Below are 19169 nucleotides of genomic sequence, written 5' to 3'. Positions count from 1 at the left end.
GCTAAATCTGTTATCTTTAAAACAAATCCATATCTGTTTATAAGAATACCTAAATCATAAATCTGTATGAATCAGGCACTTGTATCCTATTTTGAGAAGACTGAGAACCACAGTCGCATGTCAGGAATGAAATTGAAGGATTTAAAGAGCCTTGTTCGTCAAGGAGAGAATATTCAACTTGAGTTTAAGCTGAAAGCAAATCACCCTGAAAAAATTATCCGTGAAGTTGTGGCCTTTGCTAATACGAAAGGAGGTACTTTGCTGATTGGCGTAGGTGATGATAAAAGTATTCCAGGCCTCAAATTCGTCGATGAAGAAGAGTATATCTTAGTACGAGCCATTGAACGAAACTGCTTCCCTCCTATTTCGTACGAAATTGAACGAGTTAGCGTGACTGACGACCGTGAGGTTTTGGTCATCACAATTCCGAAAAGTGAAAAAAAGCCCCACTATGTACAACTTGAATCCGAAGAAATGGGTAAGGCCTATGTGCGTGTTGCCGACCGCTCAGTACAGGCTACTAAGGAAATGAAACAAATCCTTCGCCGTGAAAATGAAGAAGGCATTCAATTCACCTTTGGCGATAAGGAAAAGATTCTAATGTCATATCTATCAGAAAACACAAAAATCACGCTCCCCGAATTTGCCAAAATAGCTAACATTCCTCTTTGGCTAGCTTCTAGAACCTTGGTTTTATTGGTATTGGCTAATGTACTAAAAGTGCAACCTCATGAAATTCTGGATTGGTATTTAGTAGCTTAGTCAAAATCTTTTTTCTCGTAATAAGGCGCTTGACTTGGTACATCTATTACGGGTGGTTTCCACATAATTTTTTTTCCAAATTTGAACGTAAAACCAGCACTAAAACTAAGCATATTTGACAACCCTGAGTTGCCATAAACAATTCCTGTATGCTTTATTTTCAAGAACAACCCCATTCTGTCAGCATTTTCTTGAAATTGTATGCCTATACTTGGTGAAAAACCCCAATTGACCGCGCTTCCAGAAGGAATATTTTTAGCAAAACTAATATAATTAGGGTCTATTTGTGTTTCGTAACTGGTGAAATAAGCACCAGTTTCTAATCCTACAAATGGTTTAATAAATTTCTTGCTATAAAGATAATACTCTGCTCCGAAAGATACAGGAACAACATCTTTGTAGTAATAACCATAAATTTTTGTGCTATAATCAAACCGAGATTGTACCGCTAAAGCGACTCTCATTTTATTAATGCCAGAATAAGCTGTTAATTTTAGCTTTTCAGAAAGGTGCTTTCTTAGACTAATATCTAAGCCCGAACCTGAATAACTGCCATCGTCACCAAAAGTTGGTTCTGTTACATAACTAATTCCTGTGCTGACTTGGATTTGTGCTTGAATAAAAAAAGGGGAGAATATCAAAATAAGTAACAGTTTTTTCATATTCATTTCGGTTTATATACAATAACGAATATACAACTTTTTTATATTGCTAGTCATCTGACTGTCAATTATTTGAGAGCTTATCTTGAAATTTCTTCATATAAAACTTAAAAAGATAAAAGAAGGGGTAGTTACTAGCGATAGATATGATTAATTTTAAAAGATTTATTACGATTTAATAAATTTTTGTTCACTCCCAGTTAATGCTTTCACCATGCTGAAAAACGATTTTGAATATCAATTTATTAAGCCTGATACGCTGCTTTCAGACTACGTTGATTATTTTTGGCTGGTTGCTAATCGTTCTGAAAATGATAAACAAATTATTATTTTACCTGACGGAAGGGTCGATATTTTATTTTCTTATTCAGCTTCCGACCCTTTTCATGTTGTTCTTTTGGGTTTAGAAAGCCAAGCTACGCAAACAACATTTGCGAGCCAAACGGTAATTTTTGGCATTAGCCTCAAACTATTAGCCATTGAATATTTACTTCATACTAGTATCTCTTCTTTACTCGACAATGTTCAAGTTTTACCTCCTAACTTCTGGGAAGTTAAACAAGAAGATTTAAGCAATTTTGAGCTTTGTTGCAAAAAAGCCACGGATAAAATAAGTCAGTTGATAAAAGGCAATATTGACAACCGCAAACGGAAGTTATTTGAGCTAATCTATTCCTCAAAAGGCTCGATGAACATCACCACATTAGCTGAAAAAGTAGCTTGGAGTAGCCGACAAATAAACCGATATTTTAATCAAACCTTTGGTATCTCTTTAAAAGCATACTGCAATATTCTACGATTCAGGGCTTCTTTTACACACCTGAAAGAAGGAAAGCTTTTCCCAGAACAAAACTTTACTGATCAGGCACATTTTATTAAAGAGGTAAAAAGGTTTTCGGGAGTAGTACCGAAAGAATTGAGCAAAAACAAAAACGACCGATTTATACAATTTTTAGCCCTGCCACCTGAATAGCTTTGTAGCGTATTTAAAACAAGCTATCAAAATGTTAATCAAAGATAAAAAAATCGCAATTGTTGGAGGTGGCCCTGGCGGACTAACCCTTGCTAGACTTTTACAAATGAAAGGTGCTGATGTAAAAGTGTACGAAAGAGATGCTAATAGAAATGTAAGAGTACAAGGGGCGACTTTAGACCTTCATTTGGAATCAGGACTAAGGGCCTTGGAAGAAGCGGGTTTAATGGATGCCTTTAAAGCAAATTATAGACCTGGTGCTGATAAAATCCGTGTCGTAGACGAACATGCAAACATTTTCTATGACCAACACGCCGAAGAGAGCATGGAAGCTTTTGGAGAAGAATGGTTTAGACCAGAAATAGACCGTGGTCCACTGAGGGAAATCTTACTAGATTCCCTACAAGCTGATACCGTTGTATGGGATAGCCATATTTTAACCCTTGAACCAATAGCAGATACGTGGAAATTAGTTTTCCAAAATGGTAATATTGCCATCGCTGATATAGTCATCGGTGCAGATGGTGCAAATTCTAAAATCAGGCCCTTTATTACGCCCATTAAGCCCTTTTATTCAGGCATAACAGCCCTAGAAGGTAATATTTATGATTCAGCAAAAAATACTCCTAAAATTCATGAGCTATTAAAGGGAGGAAAAATATTTGCCTTTGGCGATGCTAAAACATTGATAGTAAGTGCTAAAGGAGATGGCAGTTTAGCCTTTTACACAGGCTGTAAAATGGATGCCACTTGGGTAAAAGACAGCGGTATTGATTTTACCGATAACAAACAAGTATTAGATTGGTTTAAAAATGAATATTCGGCATGGGATGCTATTTGGCAAGAATTATTTGAATATGATAAAGGCTACTTCATCCCAAGACCTTTATATTGTATGCCTTTAGACCAAAGTTGGGAGACAAAGGCGAATATTACTATGCTTGGAGATGCGGCACATTTGATGCCTCCTTATGCTGGCGAAGGTGTCAATATGGCGATGTTGGATGCCGTAGAATTAAGCGAGGCTTTAACTGGTTCAGCATATCCAACGATACAGTCAGCCATTGCGCATTATGAAAAACAGATGTGTTTAAGGTTTGGGGAAGTAGCCCAAGAAACCTTGAATAATACCGATTGGATGCATTCGCCGAATGGTTTGCAGATAATGTTGGATATGTTTAATGAAATACCAAGTTAGTCACTAAAACTGGTCGTGGAAAATCCACGACCTAACACTATCAAAAGAGTGTTGCGCTTAACCATCAAGAAATGATTAACTTGTAATTAGCAATTGATTAATACAGATATGAACCTACAAGAATATATTAGTAAACGAATCATTGTATCTGCTGAATTCGAAGATATTTTTTCTCATTTTTATCTCGCTGAAAATAAATCAGCACGAGACATTCATAAAACACTAGTTCCAAGCTTCCAAACTATTATGGTTTTTAGTTTTGGTATGCCAATACGTTTTAATACTAAGCAAAACACCAGCATTGAGATTGATAAGTGTATCATTTTGGGGCCAATAAAGCAACCTATTGAATATACATTACCAGTCGGAGCCGAAATGTTAGTTGTCAATTTCAAAGATGATGCCTTCTACCGTTTTTTCGGGCAAATAATGCTATCCGACCATTTACCTATTAATCCAGATGATTTACTCAACGAAAATTGCTTTACAAACCTTTGGGCTTTGCTTAAAAATACTGACAAAACTAAACGTATCGATTTAATACTGGAGTTCTGTAAACCATATCTACAAAAAAGAGAAAAAACATTTGAGCACTTTACCAACTTACAAAATGATTACACGGTTTTGAATCCTATTAAAATCATTGCACAAGAAACCAATCAAAGCGAAAGAACCGTACAACTCAATCACAAAAAATACTTTGGATACACTGCCAAAGAAAAAAGTCGCTATCAGAAATTTATAAAGGTTATTGAACTACTACAAAATCAACGTACAAAAACAGATTGGTTTACTATCATTGAAATAGGTGGTTACTACGACCAAAGTCAACTGATTCACGATTTTAGGCACTTTCTTAATCTTTCTCCCAACCAATATCTTAAGTTTCAAGAAGATATTTGCCAATCAGAGTCTAAGTAGGCATTTCGTTTTCTTACAATTTTAGACTAATATGGCACGCTACCTTTGTTTCATAAAATTATCTAAAAAATAAAACAATGAAACATCTTATTATTTATGCCCATCCCAATAAAGCGAGTTTAAATCATCTTTTTAAACAAACTGTTGAACAAACGCTGACACAACATAATCATGAAGTTGTTGTCAGAGATTTGTATGAACTCAATTTTAATCCCGTACTTTCTCTTGAAGACATGGCTGGTCAACACAAAGGCACAGTAACCACTGATGTTAAGCTAGAACAAGAGTTTATCTCATGGGCAGAAGCCATTACATTTATCTATCCTATTTGGTGGACAGGAATGCCTGCCATTATGAAAGGCTACATCGACCGTGTTTTTAGTTATGGCTTTGCCTATCGCTATGACCAAGGGTTACAAAAAGGATTATTGAGTGGAAAATCTGCCTACATCATTAATTCACATGGAAAGTCGAGTGCCGAATATGAAAAAATGGGTATGGACAAAGCCTTGTCATTAACTTCCGATAAAGGCATTTATGACTATTGTGGTTTTGAAATAAAACAGCATTTCTTTTTTGATCAAGCCGACCGTACCACATCAGACCAAGTTAATAACTGGACATCTCAGATAATTACCGCTTATTCAAAATAATAAAATACCTTAAATTTCTATTGTTTCAATACTTTCAGTTTCAGCATAATAAAAATGATTTAAAACCATTTCTAATGCCAGTTCTATCGCTTTGTTGATGGGATATTGTTCTTGGGACAGCGGATAGTCTATCGCTGAAAGCTTTGAATGATAATAACTTATTTGTGGCACTAGCATTCCTGCTTCTGCTTGTTGGGTAAGCTCCTGATAAGCTACAGGATAAGCTGTTTTAATTTCTTTACAAGTAACCATTTCTGGTTTGTTTTCTTTGTTTCGGCGAAAAGAAAAGCCAAAAAGGCGGCAAATCATGGCTCGATAAGTATAATCGCTACACCCTCCATTGTTTAAAGGAGTTAATGCAGGTTTATACAACATACAAATAGCTGTTTTAGGATTGTTTATCAGCTCATCATAAAAAAGCTTGGCTTTGTTTTCCTGATAAAGATGATAGGCAAAGGGAAGAAGTTCTAAGATGGTTGCCCCAACATTTGGCGACTTACAACAATTGGAACAGCCACTTAAACACGACAGTCCATTTTTTGTTTGTAAATTAGCCAAATCGGCATTTAGTTCGGTATAAAAATTTGTTACAGCATTTACTTTTTCAGCTAGCCTCATTCCGTTTTCCCTTGGAGTTAAAAATATTTAACCCTATACGTATATTTACGGAAAGCTCTGGCTACGATGTAAGGTAGGTAGAATAGCTGGTAATTCAAGTTTATAAAAATTATAAGGAGTATTTAAAAAACGATAGTGCATCTTAAAGATGATGATAATATATCTTTTCAAACAGTAGGAATTCGTTGTTCATCAATCACAAAAAAGCGGTCGAAAAACTAATTTCGACCGCTTTTTTGATTTTAAAACTCCAGATAACTTATGTTTATTAAAAATCAATATTATTACTTCAATACATAAACCAAAGCCTCCTCGTTTTCAGTAATCCATTCTGTAATTTCTGTCACAATTTGTTTCATCGAAATTTCAGGTTTCCAGCCCGTCAAAGCCGTTACTTTCGTATTGTCTGTTACATATAAACGAATATCAGCAGCACGGTTTTCTGCTACTTTGCTAATTGGAATGGTTTTGCCCGTTACCTCTTGACAAATCTGAGTAAGTTCTTGTAAAGAAGCACTTACTTCAACGCCTCCTCCAGCATTCAGAATTTCACCGTTTACTGTATCAATGTTATGCAATTGGAAATCAATGAGTCTGTATAAATCTTTTACGTGTAACATATCACGTGTCTGGCGACCTGAGCCTCCGTAACCAATGTATGCCAATTGTTGTTGCCAATAATGTTTCGCTACCCACAGCACCATCACACCTTGATCTATTTTTCCCATTTGCCAAGGGCCCGTCAGCACGCCACAACGATTGATGACGGTTTTCATGCCGTAAAATTCGTTGTATTCATGAATCATCAATTCAGACGCTAGTTTAGTAGCCCCGTATAATGACCTTGCACCATCCAATGGGAAGTTTTCAGCTATTCCTTTTGACGAAACTCCACCGACTGACTGTTCATCTGATAACACAAAACGAGTTTCAGTTTCTTCAAAGTTCAGTTTTTCAATGGCTTTGATAGGATAAATTCTACTGGTAGATAGGAAAATAAACGCTGCACCACATTTTTTGGTATAATTCAGACAGTTGATTGTCCCTACCAAATTTGTATTGATTAAGTAATCAGGCGTTCCTTCCAACCCTGCTAATACAGAAGGCTCCGCAGAAGATTCAATCACAAAATCAACCACTGGCAATGCATCAAAATCTTCTTTATTACGGATATCCCCGTGAACAAAAATAGCTCCTGCTTTAGCCAAACGAGGTAAATTAAGTTCAGAGCCTTTGCGTTTTAAATTATCCAAACAGATTACCTCGTAAGTAGGATAATTCGTTTTAATATTAATTGCCAGAGAAGAACCAACAAAACCTGCTCCGCCAGTGATAAGAATTTTCAAAATATCTAGATTTATAATTAAAACTTACTCTATTCTTTTTAATACTACGTTTTCAACTGGACGGATAATCAATGGTACTTTTTCTACTTTTACAGCACTGGTATCCAATCCAAACCATTTATCTTCCGAAGGTGTAAAGTCTTTAATAAAGAAATAAGCCTTCATAATTAAGCCTTCTAGCAATGATAATTTGTTATCAAACGATAGGAATTTCTCTAATACTACAAATCGGAAATCGCCAATTACATTTTGTTTATTCAATGACTCATAACGAGAGGTAATATCTACTTCTCCTTTTTTCACCATATCCTCTACCACTTTTCGGAAGTAAAGATTAATGCGTTGTTCTACCCTGAAACCTAATCTAAAGTTTACTTTGATTACGTCGTCAGGCTCTATTACGCTTACTTTATATTCCATTGTATACGGGTCATCCATGGTGTCTACGTGCACAAACCAATAAATATCTGCTCTTTTAGGGCGTTTTTGGAAGATAGAATAAATAATTTTTGATTCTATTTCGCTCGTTCTAGCCGCATTCGACATAAATACTAAGTGGGTAGCATATTTAGGAATACTCATATCTTGGCTCAGTTCCTTCAAAGGTTCTATATAATCTGCCAGTTTTACGTATTCTGTCAATCGCATTTTAATAATATTCGCCCTAAACCAAATTACCATCAATGCAATAATGGCGGAGGCAATAAATAACGAAACATATCCACCATGTACAAACTTACGAAGATTGGCTATCAAAAATGCCCCTTCTATGGCTACATAAACGATGATAAATCCTACAATCCACCACATATCAATTTTGCGTGTATGTAGGTAATACGCCATCAATGCGGTAGTCATCAACATCGTGAGGGTAATGGCCAAACCATAGGCAGCTTCCATATTAGCTGATTCCTTAAACCACAATACAACACCAACGCAACCTAACCATAAGAAAATATTCATACTTGGCACGTATAATTGTCCTTTTTGGTCTGAGGGATAATGCAAACGAACTTTAGGCCAAAAGTTCAAACGGATGGCTTCTGAAACTAACGTAAATGACCCTGAGATTAAAGCCTGACTTGCAATGACTGCTGCGGCTGTCGCAATACCAATTCCCCAAATCAAGAACCATTCAGGCATTAATTCAAAGATAGGTTTACGCCCATTCAAAAGTTCGCCGTTATGTGAAATCAGCCACGCACCTTGTCCGAAGTATTGCAATAGAAGTGCTATTTTAACAAAAATCCAGCTAACCCTGATATTTCCACGACCACAATGTCCTAAATCTGAATACAAAGCCTCTGCTCCTGTTGTACATAAAAAAACCGCTCCCAGTAACCAAAAACCGCTTTCGCCACCATGTGAATTTGTCAATAAATCAAAGGCATAATAAGGAGACAAAGCCTTTAGTACTGTCCAATCCTGAGCAATCCACAGAATCCCAAAGAAGCCCAACATAGAGAACCAAACCAACATTATAGGTCCAAAGGCTCTACCTACTACTTTTGTACCGAAAATTTGGAACATGAATAATCCTGTAATAATAGCCAATACGATAGGTACCGTTTGGAGGTCAGGATATATTTTCAGCAATCCTTCAATAGCAGATGCTACTGAGATAGGTGGAGTAATGACACCATCTGCTAACAGCGTAGATGCACCGATAACTGCTGGGAAAGTCAACCACTTAGCATGACGCCTCACTAAGGCGAAAAGGGCTAAGATACCGCCTTCACCACGGTTATCTGCTCGAAGAATCAGGATTACATACTTGAAGGTAGTTTGCAGTGTTAATGTCCAAAAAATACACGAAAGTCCCCCGAGGACTGTTCTTTCATCTATTGGTACATTCCCAATAATTGACTGCATTACGTAGAGTGGTGAAGTACCAATATCACCATAAATAATTCCCATCGCTACCAGCAGACCCGCTGCGGTGGCTTTGTCCATACTTTTATGTTCCATAAAAAGGAAGCCATTGTAACACCGATAGTTACAATTTTTTATTGGTTAAGTAAAATTTATTCAAAAAATGGCAAATTATTGTCTGTATTGCAAGCAAATATAATACCTCTTCTGGATTAATTACATTATTCAAAAAAAGACCGCTCATTTCTGAGAAGTCTTTTATAAATTTAGTTCCATTTTTAAGCTATATTTTCTCTATTCTTCATAATAATAACCAAAAATAATATTCATTTCATCTTCAGAGGTTAATCCAAATGAAATGGTTTGGCTAGATGTATTATTATAAGTAACCACCGACGTGAGCCCCTCTCCTTTTTTCAAGGTTATTGGTGTTGTATAATTAATCATCGCTGGATGTTCCCAGTCGGTACTTTCATACACTATTTCACCATTCCTTGTACCTCCCAATATTTTTATGACAAACTTTTGCCCGTATTTATGATTATGTGATGTCAATGCTACCACTTTTACGTCTGCACTAAACTTAAAATCTTTCGTAACCGTAGTAACAGTTTTAGCAGGCAAACTAAAACTTGTATTATTAAAGTCAATCGTTTTTACGACATTTTTTACTTTTGATTTATCCACAGTATAAAGATTTACATTATTTTCTCCAAAGTGGAAATCAGTCGTTTTGTTGAAATAATGTGGATTTAAATCAACCGTCATGCCTGCTGGTAGTAGTAAAGCTGTTCCTTCAGGGAAAGTATATTCCTGACTAGCATTTGTTCCTCCACCCAAAAACACATGGTTAGACATCTGTAAGGCTGTCACTAAATTCAAGGTATTATCTGGATTCCTTAAATCTCGAATAGTATTGATAACAGGTAAATTACTCGCTGTTTTATCTCTAAAATCGTATAATACCATGTGGTGGCTATTGGTACGAGATTGGAATTTTAAACGGTTTACGTATATATCCGTAGTATTACCAACCGCTTTGCGTACAAAAATCTCTCTTTCAAAATTGGGCTGAATCGTAAATTTTTCTACTTGCATCTGATACCCTGCAACGCCTTCTTGCTGAGGCGTTTGCATGGTTTTAAAATCATCGGTGCTAGAAACACTTGGCGTTTTATCATCCAATAAGGTTTTATCGACAACATCACCTGTTTTAGGAGCCCCTGCTTCAATCCAGCGACGAACGAATTCTATTTGACCGACCGTAAGGGCTGTTCCGCCCAAAGGCATTGGCGAGCCATATTGTTTACCGCCATGATGCGATACATCCCAATTGAGTTTATGATAAAATAAGCTTTCTAATGATTTGTAGGCTTTTACTCTCAAGTGCCCGTCAGCCTTTGAAAGTTCATTTTTGGGTACAACTCCTACTAAATTGGCAAAAGCTACTGATTTTTCTAAGACTAATCCGTGTTGAACATAAGTACCATCTGAAGTAGAGGCATGACAACCTGAAGTGGCACAAGTAGGCGTAATGATTCTATCTTGTATTAAGCTAAAACTTGATGTTTCACTTGCTGGCGGATTATCATCGATGGCTTTTTTTGAACAGGCTGATATGAGCAGAAAGCTACCTGTTAAAATGATAATTCCTTGGTATATATACTTTTTCATGATTATTTTTGTTAGAGTTCTCTACTTGGACATCGCTGATAAAGATAGTTTATTTTATCTTGTCAAGATAACGGAAAAGATAGTGATTTATGTTGAGATTTTATCAGCTTTCAGTAAAGAGCTTTTAAGCTGTAGCACGAGTTTCCAACTCGTGCAAGATTACCTCATGCAACTTTTCTTATGAAACCAGCATCTTTTACAGTAACGGGTAAAAGTTTCAACTAACAATACCGTTTATCAAAAAACAATAGTTACTTTGTCAATAAATCTATTAATTGTTTCTTTTTACAAAATCCAACCTACTTCGCATGAAAAACCTTAGGTTATCTCTGCTGGGAGTCGTGTTATCGCTACTTCTAAACTCTTTCGCATTTGCTCAAAAAACTTTTGACTGGAAAACTGCTTCATCAGGTGGCTATACTTACAAATACGTAAGTAACGACCCTATGAAAGCCCGTTTTTACACATTGCCTAACGGACTGACTGTAATCCTTAGCGAAAACCACAAAGAACCACGTATTGCGGCATTAATTCCAACGCGTGCGGGTTCAAACACTGACCCTAGAACAAATACTGGACTTGCTCACTATCTGGAACACATGTTGTTCAAGGGTACTGATAAGTTTGGTTCATTAGACTGGTCAAAAGAAAAACCATTGTTAGACCAAGTGGATGCACTGTACGAAAAGTATAACAAAACTACTGATTCAACACAACGTAAAGCGATTTACAAAGAAATTGACCGCGTATCTGGCGAGGCTGCGAAGTTTGCTATCGCTAACGAATACGATAAAATGATGGCTTCAATGGGTGGACAAGGCACGAATGCTTTTACTTCTTATGAACAAACGGTTTATACAGAAGACATTCCTGCTAATGCTATCGACCGTTTCTTGAAATTGCAAGGCGAGCGTTTCCGTAACCCAATCTTACGTATTTTCCACACAGAATTAGAAGCTGTTTACGAAGAAAAAAACCGTAGCCTTGACAACGATGGCTGGAAAGTATATGAAGCTAGAAATGCTGCATTGTTCCCAACGCATAATTATGGACAACAAACTACTATCGGTACGATTGAACACTTGAAAAATCCATCATTAGTTGAAATCCGCAATTACTTCAAAAAATATTATGTGCCAAACAACATGGCTATTATTATGGTGGGTGATTTCAATTCGGATGTTTTAATCAAAAAAATTGAGGCTTCTTTCAAATATATGGTTAGCAAACCTATTGCTGAATACAAGCCAGCTCCTGAAGCACCCATTACTGCCCCTTTAGTACGCGAAGTGTTTGGTCCTACGCCAGATGCCCTTACGATTGCTTGGCGTTGGTCGGGTGCATTGAATACCAAAGAAAAGATTATTGGTACAATCGTAGATGAATTGATGTCGAACTCAAAAGCAGGTTTGATAGATTTGAATTTAGTAAAGGCCCAAAAAGTATTAAGAGCAAGCTGTAGCCCAGAATGGAACAAAGATTATTCGGTTTGGCAAATGACGGGCTCTCCTAAAAAAGACCAAAGCCTTGATGAGGTAAAAGCATTGCTTTTAGGCGAATTAGACAAATTGAAGTCGGGTAATTTTGACGAATCTATCATCAAAGCGATTGCTGCTAATTATAAATTGACAGCTATTCAAGGTTTAGAAAACAACTCTTCGCGTTCTTATAAACTGTTAGAAAGCTTCGTGTTTGATAAATCAAACAAGTGGGACAAAGATGTTGCCATCAACGATGCTTTGAGCAAAGTAACCAAACAAGAAGTAATGGATTTCGCTAAAAAATACTGTGGTGATGGTTACGTAGTTGTTTACAAACGTAAGGGTACTGATCCTAATATTTCAAAAGTTGATAAGCCTGCGATTACGCCAGTGGAAGTAAACCGTGAGGCACAATCTGAATTCTTGAAAAATGTAAATACAACGGCGATGTCGAACATCGAACCAAAATGGTTAGATTTCAACAAAGACATCAAAAAAGGGAAAATTGGTACCTTGGAAGCCCTAACGGTAAAAAATACAGATAATGATCTTTTTCGTTTGAGCTACCGTTTTGATATGGGTTCTTGGAATAGTAAAGTATTGCCTATTGCTCTTCAGTATTTACAATTTGTAGGTACAGACAAAATGAATGCTGAGCAAATCAGTACGGCATTTTATCGTTTGGCGAGTAGTTTCAATACTTCTTATACCGACCACCATATTACGTTGGGAATGTCGGGTTTGAATGAAAACTTTGCTAAAACAGTAAGTCTTTTTGAAGATTTGTTGACCAAATGCAAGAAAGATGATGCCGCTTTAGAATTACTAAAAGGCAGATTATTGAAGCAAAGAAATGATGCTAAATTGAACAAAGGAGCCATCTTGCAAGGATTAGCTTCTTATGCTTCATTTGGTGCTAAAAACCCAAGAAATGCCTTACAGTTTACAGATGCAGAACTGAAAGCTTTGAATGCGGATGACTTAATTAGCTTCTTACACGATTTGTTCTCATATAAACATACAATCGTATATTATGGACCAAAAACAGTGGAAGAGTTGGCTGTAGCATTAAAAGGTGCTCACCAAATTAATAGTACTTTCAAAGCAGATTTACCTTTAGTAGCAGATTTCAAAATGGAGTCGCCAACTAAGCCAGTAGTATTGTTTACAGATTATGACATGGTTCAGGCAGAAATCAACTGGGTTCGTCCTACGATTGGATTTAGTGCAGCCGAAACGCCTATCGTAGAATTGTACAACAACTACTTTGGTGGAGGGATGTCTTCTATTGTTTTCCAAACTATTCGTGAATCTAAAGCGTTGGCTTATTCAACGTATGCGTATTATCAGACACCTAATATCAAGGATGAAAAATACCGCATGATTGCTTACATTGGTACACAAGCAGATAAAATTCATGAGTCTATCGCTGGTATGGATGAGTTGTTGAACGATTTCCCATCGTCTGAAAAGAACTTGGAAACAGCTATAGCGAGTATGAAAAAGAATTATCAAACTGAGAGAATCACGCAGGATAATATTATTTATACTTATCTAAGTGGACTTGATAAAGGGGTAACTACAGATGAGCGCCAGGAAATTTATAAGGCTTTGGATAAATTAAGCTTAGATGATTTAAAGAAATTTCAGGATACTTTACTAGCGAAAAAACCATACGCAATGTGTGTGGTGGCTTCTGAGAAAAAAGTAAACTTAGATACTTTGAAAAAATACGGAGAGGTTAAGAAATTGACTTTAGAAGACGTATTTGGATATTAATTAGCTGTCGGCTATCAGTATTCGGCTTTCGGTCATCAGCTTTCGGTTATCATTTTTTTTGATAGCTGAAAGCTGATGACCGAAGACCAATAGCCATTTAATCTACACCCTTATGACACAGCACCTTGAAACAGGCAAAAAAGCCGAAGACATTGCCGCCAATTTTCTAATAGAAAAAGGCTATCAAATCCTCCACAGAAATTATCGCTACGGGCGGGCTGAGATTGATTTAATTATTCGAAAAGGAATCTTCTTAGTATTTGTCGAAGTAAAATCCCTCACTAATACAAAATTTGGAATGCCCGAAATTGGGGTAAATAAGCATAAGGTTGCGATGATAACCAAGGCTGCCGACTTTTATGTCTATAAAAACAATTGGCATCAACAGATTCGCTTTGATATTGTTGCAGTCGTTTTTAAAAACAATACTTTTGAAGTAACGCATTTTGAAGACGCATTTTATTAATTCTTTCAGTAGCACGAGTTTCCAACTCGTGAAAAATAATGACGAGTTGAAAACTCGTGCTACTGAAAGAATAATCGTGCTGTTCTTAGGATAGCATGAAAATGCTTATCTTTACTTATAAAAATAAATATATTCATATTTTCGTTTATAAGGATAACCATTTCATGTTGATGGCATGAGGGTACTGAATAATGCCCCGTGTGATTTACAATTCTTTTGATTCCATGCTTATTTTTTCATCCATAAAAATGAAGTCTATCATTTCCTTTTTAATACTTATATTTTCGTTTGCTTTCAGGATAACATTTGCCCAAACTGATGAATTCAAAACAAAAGCAAAACCAAAAACTGATAGTTCGGCCAAGAAAAAAGCTGGACTGCTGGGTGGATTAATACAGTCGGACATACTTGATAATGTTAAAAATGCCAAGAAATCGATTGAAGATAATAAAGAAGAATTTAAAAAATTAGGCAATGATGTTGATGATTTAACGGCCGATTTAGGCTTGAAAATCCATAAATCAAAAAAGAAAAGTAAAGCCAAGAAAAAGCCGAAAGACGAATACGAAGACATAAAATTTGAAATACGCATTGGTGAATATGGGTCTGGTGTAAGATTGACTGTAGAAGAAATTCATGTATTACGAAACCCTGACGAAGCCGAACCAAGCATTTATGCGAAAGAGATTTGGTGGTATGACCCTAAACTTAGAAGGGTAACGAACGTGCCTAGAAAAGATAAAGACTACGGAGAGATTTGTCATGGCCCTTATAAAAAGTATGTAAATGATGAGTTGGTTGAAGAAGGCTCGTTTTATGTGGGTGTAAAAGATGGACGTTGGGAAACTTATAACCAAGACTATATCCTGCTATCGAAAGAAAAGTATAAAAGAGGTTTTTTAGCCGATTCAAAGGTTAGCTATTATGATAAAGCTGAAACAAAAATCAAAGAAGTAATTCCTGTACGATTCAATAAAGTAACGGGCGATTATCGCTCTTTTTATGAAGGCGGACAGCTAAAAGAAGAAGGCAAATTTGATGATAGTGTGAAGGTAGGGCGTTGGCGAGAATACCATCAATTCGGAGCAATGGGGCGTTTGAAAAAAGAGACTTTATTCGCAAAAGATAAATTTGATAATTCTGAAGCAGTGGTATTACAAGAGCGAGATAACAAAGGGAAAATTATTTATGAAGCTCCTAAAGCGAAAAAGAAACCAGAGGATGAAGAAGAGAATTGATAGCGTTTAGGAGTTAAAAGTTTATGAGTCTAAAGTTAAAAATGTCTATAGTTATGTACTTAAGTATTACTGAGAGAGAACCGACAAATACATAAATAACTAACAAAAATTTACCCTTAGCCAGTGACTTAAGTCACTGGCTAAGGGTAAATTTTTATATTAATATATACTCATGCACCTTAAACTCATAAACTTTGAACGCTCATAAACCCTAAACTTTCTTAGCAGGATTACCAAATACCGTTTCACGTGCCTTGACGCTTTCTACTACTACCGAGCCTGCACCAATTCTTGCTCCTTTACCAATTTTTACGCCTCCTACAATCGTTACACCTGAGCCGATAAATACATTATCATCAATAGAAACGCCTGCTCCAATGATGCTTCCTGCTCCGATTTGAACGAAATTACCAATTTTAGCATCATAGTCAACAATTACACGACTGTGTAATAAATTATGGCTCCCGATTTCAGCACGGGCATTGATAATCGTTCCTGCAGAAATCAAATTGCCATGTCCGATAGTTGCTGTTAATGCAATAGCTGTTTGCTCATGAATAGCATTTACTGGCTGAACCTTTTTATCGTCATGTAGCATTTCTACTAAATTTTGACGCACTTTCAACTCATCAATAGCAATAAATACTTCGCATCTTTTTCCGATTAGTTTGGTATAATCTTCGTCATCAGTACTACCCATCACGATTACATCGTCTATTTCGGTATTGTGCAATTCCTTGTTGTCATCTAAAAAAGCATAGACCACAACATTATTTGTTTTGAAAATATCAAGGGCGACAGCTCCTAAACCACCTGCACCTAAAATCATTACTGGATTCTCCATAATTTTCTCGATTGAAACATCGAGTTACAATTTTACTCCGTTATTTATTTTATAAATTACTTTTCCGTCTTTTACTAATTCAAATTCAGCCTTTTGCCCTAAACTTATTTCTTGGGTGGCACTCAATGTTAACCCTGTAGCATCTATTTCGTCTGTTCCAAAAAATACTGACATATCGCCAATTTCTTCAATTACTGAACTTTGTGTAAAATAGTCTCTTCCTTTTACGGGTCTTTCGTTTCTATTAATGGCAATATCTGCCTGATAAGTAGCATTTCCTTTTGTGATAGTAGCATTTCTGATGATTAAATCATAAATCACTTTATCATTTACAGGAATGGCTTCATATTCGCTAATATCTTCTTTTTCATACGATTTATCTGCAATCATCTGCAAACCTGTCAGGATAGCAACGAAATTCAGTTGTCGGATATACTGCTTTTCAGGGTCATTTTTAAAACCTCCAGATTCTATCAAAATCAAGGTAGAGCCCCATTTCTGAATATTATCACCGAAGGCACGAGGCTCAAAATCAGAAGGCCATTTCCCCACAGCATCAGGAATAAATGGCTGTAAAGCATGATTCATTCCTACAATAACCAACATCGCTTTCTTTCGGATTTCGTTTACTTCTTGGGCTTCGTTATAGGCCGTTGCCAAAAACGAAATAGTGGCCAAATTCCCTGTTTTGCCTGCGGAATATCGCCTGCCTTTGTCATGAAGATTGAAAGCAAAATCAGGTTTTAAATCAAACACTAGTTTTTTTAACAAAGCTCCTTCGGGCGTTTGCAGTGCCAAAGCATCACGGTTCATATCAATGCCCAATGCCGTATAACGGCTCCAAGCTTCTGCCCCGTCAGGATTTAACATCGGAACAAAATAAAAAGTGCATTCTTTCAGTAAGTCTGTTCGTAATTGATTTAATTGCTGGTCGTCTACAGCTAAATTTGTCCTGTTTCCCAAGAAATTAAAAATATCCATCAAAGCCATCGTAGCCGTAGCTTCATCACCATGCATCTGTGACCAAAGTAATACTTTCGTTTTTCCTGTACCACATTTTATCAAGTAAATATCTCTTCCTTCACTCGATAGCGTGGCTTTAGAAACATCAAATAATGGATTAACTTTTAGTCGCTCAATGTTGGCAACTAAAGTCTGATAACCGAACCTACGTTTGGTAATACTTTGTTCCTTAAACACTTCATGATAACCATGAAGCATTTCTCCTACATTTTGAGCATAGTTTGCTGATATTGAATTCATAATAAACATCACATAAAGTACTAAAATCTTTTTCATGGGTCTTGGGCTCAAAAGTTTATAAAAACTCTTCATTGGGTACTTTATATTTGTTTACCCCTACTTTCTGAGCAGTATAAATGCCTGAATGACCAGAAAAGGCATAGGCCATTATACAAGCAATCGCTAAATAAATGGCAGATTGTGCCCCGAACAATTCAATCCCCATTAAAGTGCAAGCAATAGGCGTATTAGAAGCGCCCGCAAACACACCGACAAAGCCCATACCTGCCAATAAAGCCATAGGAAGTGGTATAAAACTAGTCAAAGCATTGCCCATTGTAGCACCAATATAAAACAAAGGCGTTACTTCTCCACCCTTAAAGCCCGACACTAATGTTAACGAAGTAAAGAAAATTTTAGCTAAAAAATCATAAAAAGGTAACTTTTCAGTAAATGACGCTACAATAATGGGTACGCCCAAGCCATTGTATTTTGAAGTACCTACCAGCCAGAAACACAAAGCCAATAATATTCCTCCAATTACGGGTCTTAAAGGAGGATATGAAATATGGGCTTTGAATAAATTGCTCCAAAAATGTGTACTTTTAGCAAAGAGCATTCCGACTAAACCAAATAAAATTCCTGCTAGCATCGACCACATGATGGGTAAAATTGCCAAATGCGGTCCTGATAAAATAGGGTAATGTGTATGCCCCACATGCCATAATTCCTGACATGTATAGTCAGCCAATAGTGCCGCAAACAGACTTGGCAAAAGGGCATCGTATCGTATTTTACCAATAAAGGCAACCTCCAAAGCAAAGATAGTCCCTGCTAGTGGCGTTCCAAAAACAGAGGCAAAACCAGCACTTACTCCCATCATTAGCAGGATTTTGCGGTCATCATCATTTAATTTGAGTGGTTTTGTCAGCGTATCTGCAATCGCTCCACCCATCTGTACTGCTGTGCCTTCCCTTCCAGCCGAGCCACCCACAAAATGTGTAATGATGGTAGTGACGTAAATTAAAGGCATCATTTTGAAAGGTATGATTTTATCAGAATGTTGAATTTCTTCAATCAACTGATTATTCCCTTTGGTAACATCTTGCCCAAAATAATGATAGATAGCCCCCACAGCCAATCCACCTAAAGGTAAAAGCCACATTAACCACGGATGGTTTTCTCGATAATGGGTCGTCCAGTCTAACGATATTAAAAAGAAAGCCGAAGCTGAACCAATAGCCAAGCCAATAACCATTGCTACTAAAAGCCACTTCAAGGTAAATTTTAATACAAAGAGTTGTTGGTTCATTCTACTGGTGAGTATCTGTTCACTAACAAAATTACGGAATGTATTCCAAATAGCTTTGCGAAACCCTTGTAACAAATTCCTGACACGATTTTATTGTTGATTCTTTATTATTCATCACTAGTCTATCT

At 36.6% G+C, this 19169-nt stretch carries 16 protein-coding genes; 8 read left to right on the top strand and 8 right to left on the bottom strand.

Translation table 11 applies throughout. The annotated features are described in order from the left end of the window. Nucleotides 1-117: 117 nt before the first annotated feature. Nucleotides 118-762, top strand: a complete 645-nt coding sequence (locus AC1RNE_RS12575; RefSeq protein ID WP_492801295.1) for an AlbA family DNA-binding domain-containing protein — start codon at nucleotides 118-120, stop codon at nucleotides 760-762. Here AC1RNE_RS12575 and AC1RNE_RS12570 read toward each other — a convergent pair. Then, on the bottom strand, nucleotides 759-1424 hold the full coding sequence (locus AC1RNE_RS12570; RefSeq protein WP_492801294.1) for a hypothetical protein: 666 nt from the start codon (nucleotides 1422-1424) through the stop codon (nucleotides 759-761). The two genes, AC1RNE_RS12575 and AC1RNE_RS12570, sit on opposite strands and share 4 nt — an antisense overlap. Before the next feature lie 214 nt (nucleotides 1425-1638). On the opposite strand from AC1RNE_RS12570, the gene AC1RNE_RS12565 reads away from it, so the two are divergent. The 4 genes from AC1RNE_RS12565 (at nucleotide 1639) to AC1RNE_RS12550 (ending at nucleotide 5169) form a co-directional block, all read left to right on the top strand. Then, a complete protein-coding gene (locus tag AC1RNE_RS12565) occupies nucleotides 1639-2397 on the top strand; it encodes a helix-turn-helix domain-containing protein (RefSeq protein ID WP_492801293.1) in 759 nt (252 codons plus the stop codon). 31 nt (nucleotides 2398-2428) lie between these two features. After that, on the top strand, nucleotides 2429-3595 hold the full coding sequence (locus tag AC1RNE_RS12560; RefSeq protein ID WP_492801292.1) for an FAD-dependent oxidoreductase: 1167 nt from the start codon (nucleotides 2429-2431) through the stop codon (nucleotides 3593-3595). Between the two features lie 108 nt (nucleotides 3596-3703). Next, entirely contained in the window at nucleotides 3704-4516 is an 813-nt protein-coding gene (locus AC1RNE_RS12555; protein ID WP_492801291.1) for a helix-turn-helix domain-containing protein, read from the top strand. Nucleotides 4517-4593: 77 nt separating this feature from the next. Beyond that, nucleotides 4594-5169 carry an NAD(P)H-dependent oxidoreductase gene (locus tag AC1RNE_RS12550; RefSeq protein ID WP_492801290.1) on the top strand — a complete coding sequence of 192 codons (576 nt, stop codon included), beginning with the start codon at nucleotides 4594-4596 and terminating at the stop codon, nucleotides 5167-5169. Between the two features lie 9 nt (nucleotides 5170-5178). Here the strand turns inward: AC1RNE_RS12550 and AC1RNE_RS12545 are convergent, their stop codons facing one another. The 4 genes from AC1RNE_RS12545 to AC1RNE_RS12530 form a co-directional block, all read right to left on the bottom strand. Further along, nucleotides 5179-5787, bottom strand: coding sequence for a YkgJ family cysteine cluster protein (locus tag AC1RNE_RS12545; RefSeq protein WP_492801289.1), 609 nt, complete (start codon nucleotides 5785-5787; stop codon nucleotides 5179-5181). A 284-nt stretch (nucleotides 5788-6071) separates the two neighbouring features. Continuing rightward, on the bottom strand, nucleotides 6072-7133 hold the full coding sequence (locus tag AC1RNE_RS12540; protein WP_492801288.1) for an NAD-dependent epimerase/dehydratase family protein: 1062 nt from the start codon (nucleotides 7131-7133) through the stop codon (nucleotides 6072-6074). Between the two features lie 24 nt (nucleotides 7134-7157). Next, nucleotides 7158-9101, bottom strand: a complete 1944-nt coding sequence (locus AC1RNE_RS12535) for a KUP/HAK/KT family potassium transporter (protein WP_492801287.1) — start codon at nucleotides 9099-9101, stop codon at nucleotides 7158-7160. A 198-nt stretch (nucleotides 9102-9299) separates the two neighbouring features. Next, nucleotides 9300-10679, bottom strand: a complete 1380-nt coding sequence (locus tag AC1RNE_RS12530; protein WP_492801286.1) for a monooxygenase — start codon at nucleotides 10677-10679, stop codon at nucleotides 9300-9302. A gap of 308 nt (nucleotides 10680-10987) precedes the next feature. Here AC1RNE_RS12530 and AC1RNE_RS12525 point away from each other — a divergent pair, with 308 nt between their 5' ends. The 3 genes from AC1RNE_RS12525 (at nucleotide 10988) to AC1RNE_RS12515 (ending at nucleotide 15643) form a co-directional block, all read left to right on the top strand. After that, complete coding sequence (locus AC1RNE_RS12525; RefSeq protein ID WP_492801285.1) at nucleotides 10988-13939, top strand: M16 family metallopeptidase; 2952 nt, start codon at nucleotides 10988-10990, stop codon at nucleotides 13937-13939. Between the two features lie 112 nt (nucleotides 13940-14051). Beyond that, a complete protein-coding gene (locus tag AC1RNE_RS12520) occupies nucleotides 14052-14405 on the top strand; it encodes a YraN family protein (protein WP_492801284.1) in 354 nt (117 codons plus the stop codon). A 248-nt stretch (nucleotides 14406-14653) separates the two neighbouring features. After that, nucleotides 14654-15643 carry a toxin-antitoxin system YwqK family antitoxin gene (locus tag AC1RNE_RS12515; protein ID WP_492801283.1) on the top strand — a complete coding sequence of 330 codons (990 nt, stop codon included), beginning with the start codon at nucleotides 14654-14656 and terminating at the stop codon, nucleotides 15641-15643. A gap of 211 nt (nucleotides 15644-15854) precedes the next feature. On the opposite strand, the gene AC1RNE_RS12510 is transcribed toward AC1RNE_RS12515, so the two are convergent. Genes AC1RNE_RS12510 through AC1RNE_RS12500 form a run of 3 tightly spaced genes read right to left on the bottom strand, consistent with a single transcriptional unit; the run spans nucleotide 15855 to nucleotide 19041 of the window. Further along, nucleotides 15855-16487 carry a NeuD/PglB/VioB family sugar acetyltransferase gene (locus tag AC1RNE_RS12510; RefSeq protein WP_492801282.1) on the bottom strand — a complete coding sequence of 211 codons (633 nt, stop codon included), beginning with the start codon at nucleotides 16485-16487 and terminating at the stop codon, nucleotides 15855-15857. Between the two features lie 24 nt (nucleotides 16488-16511). Next, on the bottom strand, nucleotides 16512-17786 hold the full coding sequence (locus AC1RNE_RS12505; protein WP_492801281.1) for a M14 family zinc carboxypeptidase: 1275 nt from the start codon (nucleotides 17784-17786) through the stop codon (nucleotides 16512-16514). A gap of 19 nt (nucleotides 17787-17805) precedes the next feature. Beyond that, entirely contained in the window at nucleotides 17806-19041 is a 1236-nt protein-coding gene (locus tag AC1RNE_RS12500) for a voltage-gated chloride channel family protein (RefSeq protein WP_492801280.1), read from the bottom strand. Between the last annotated feature and the right edge of the window lie 128 nt (nucleotides 19042-19169).

This window comes from Arcicella sp. GW822-FHT02H01 (assembly GCF_058802005.1).
This window is presented reverse-complemented; position numbering and strand designations above follow the sequence as displayed.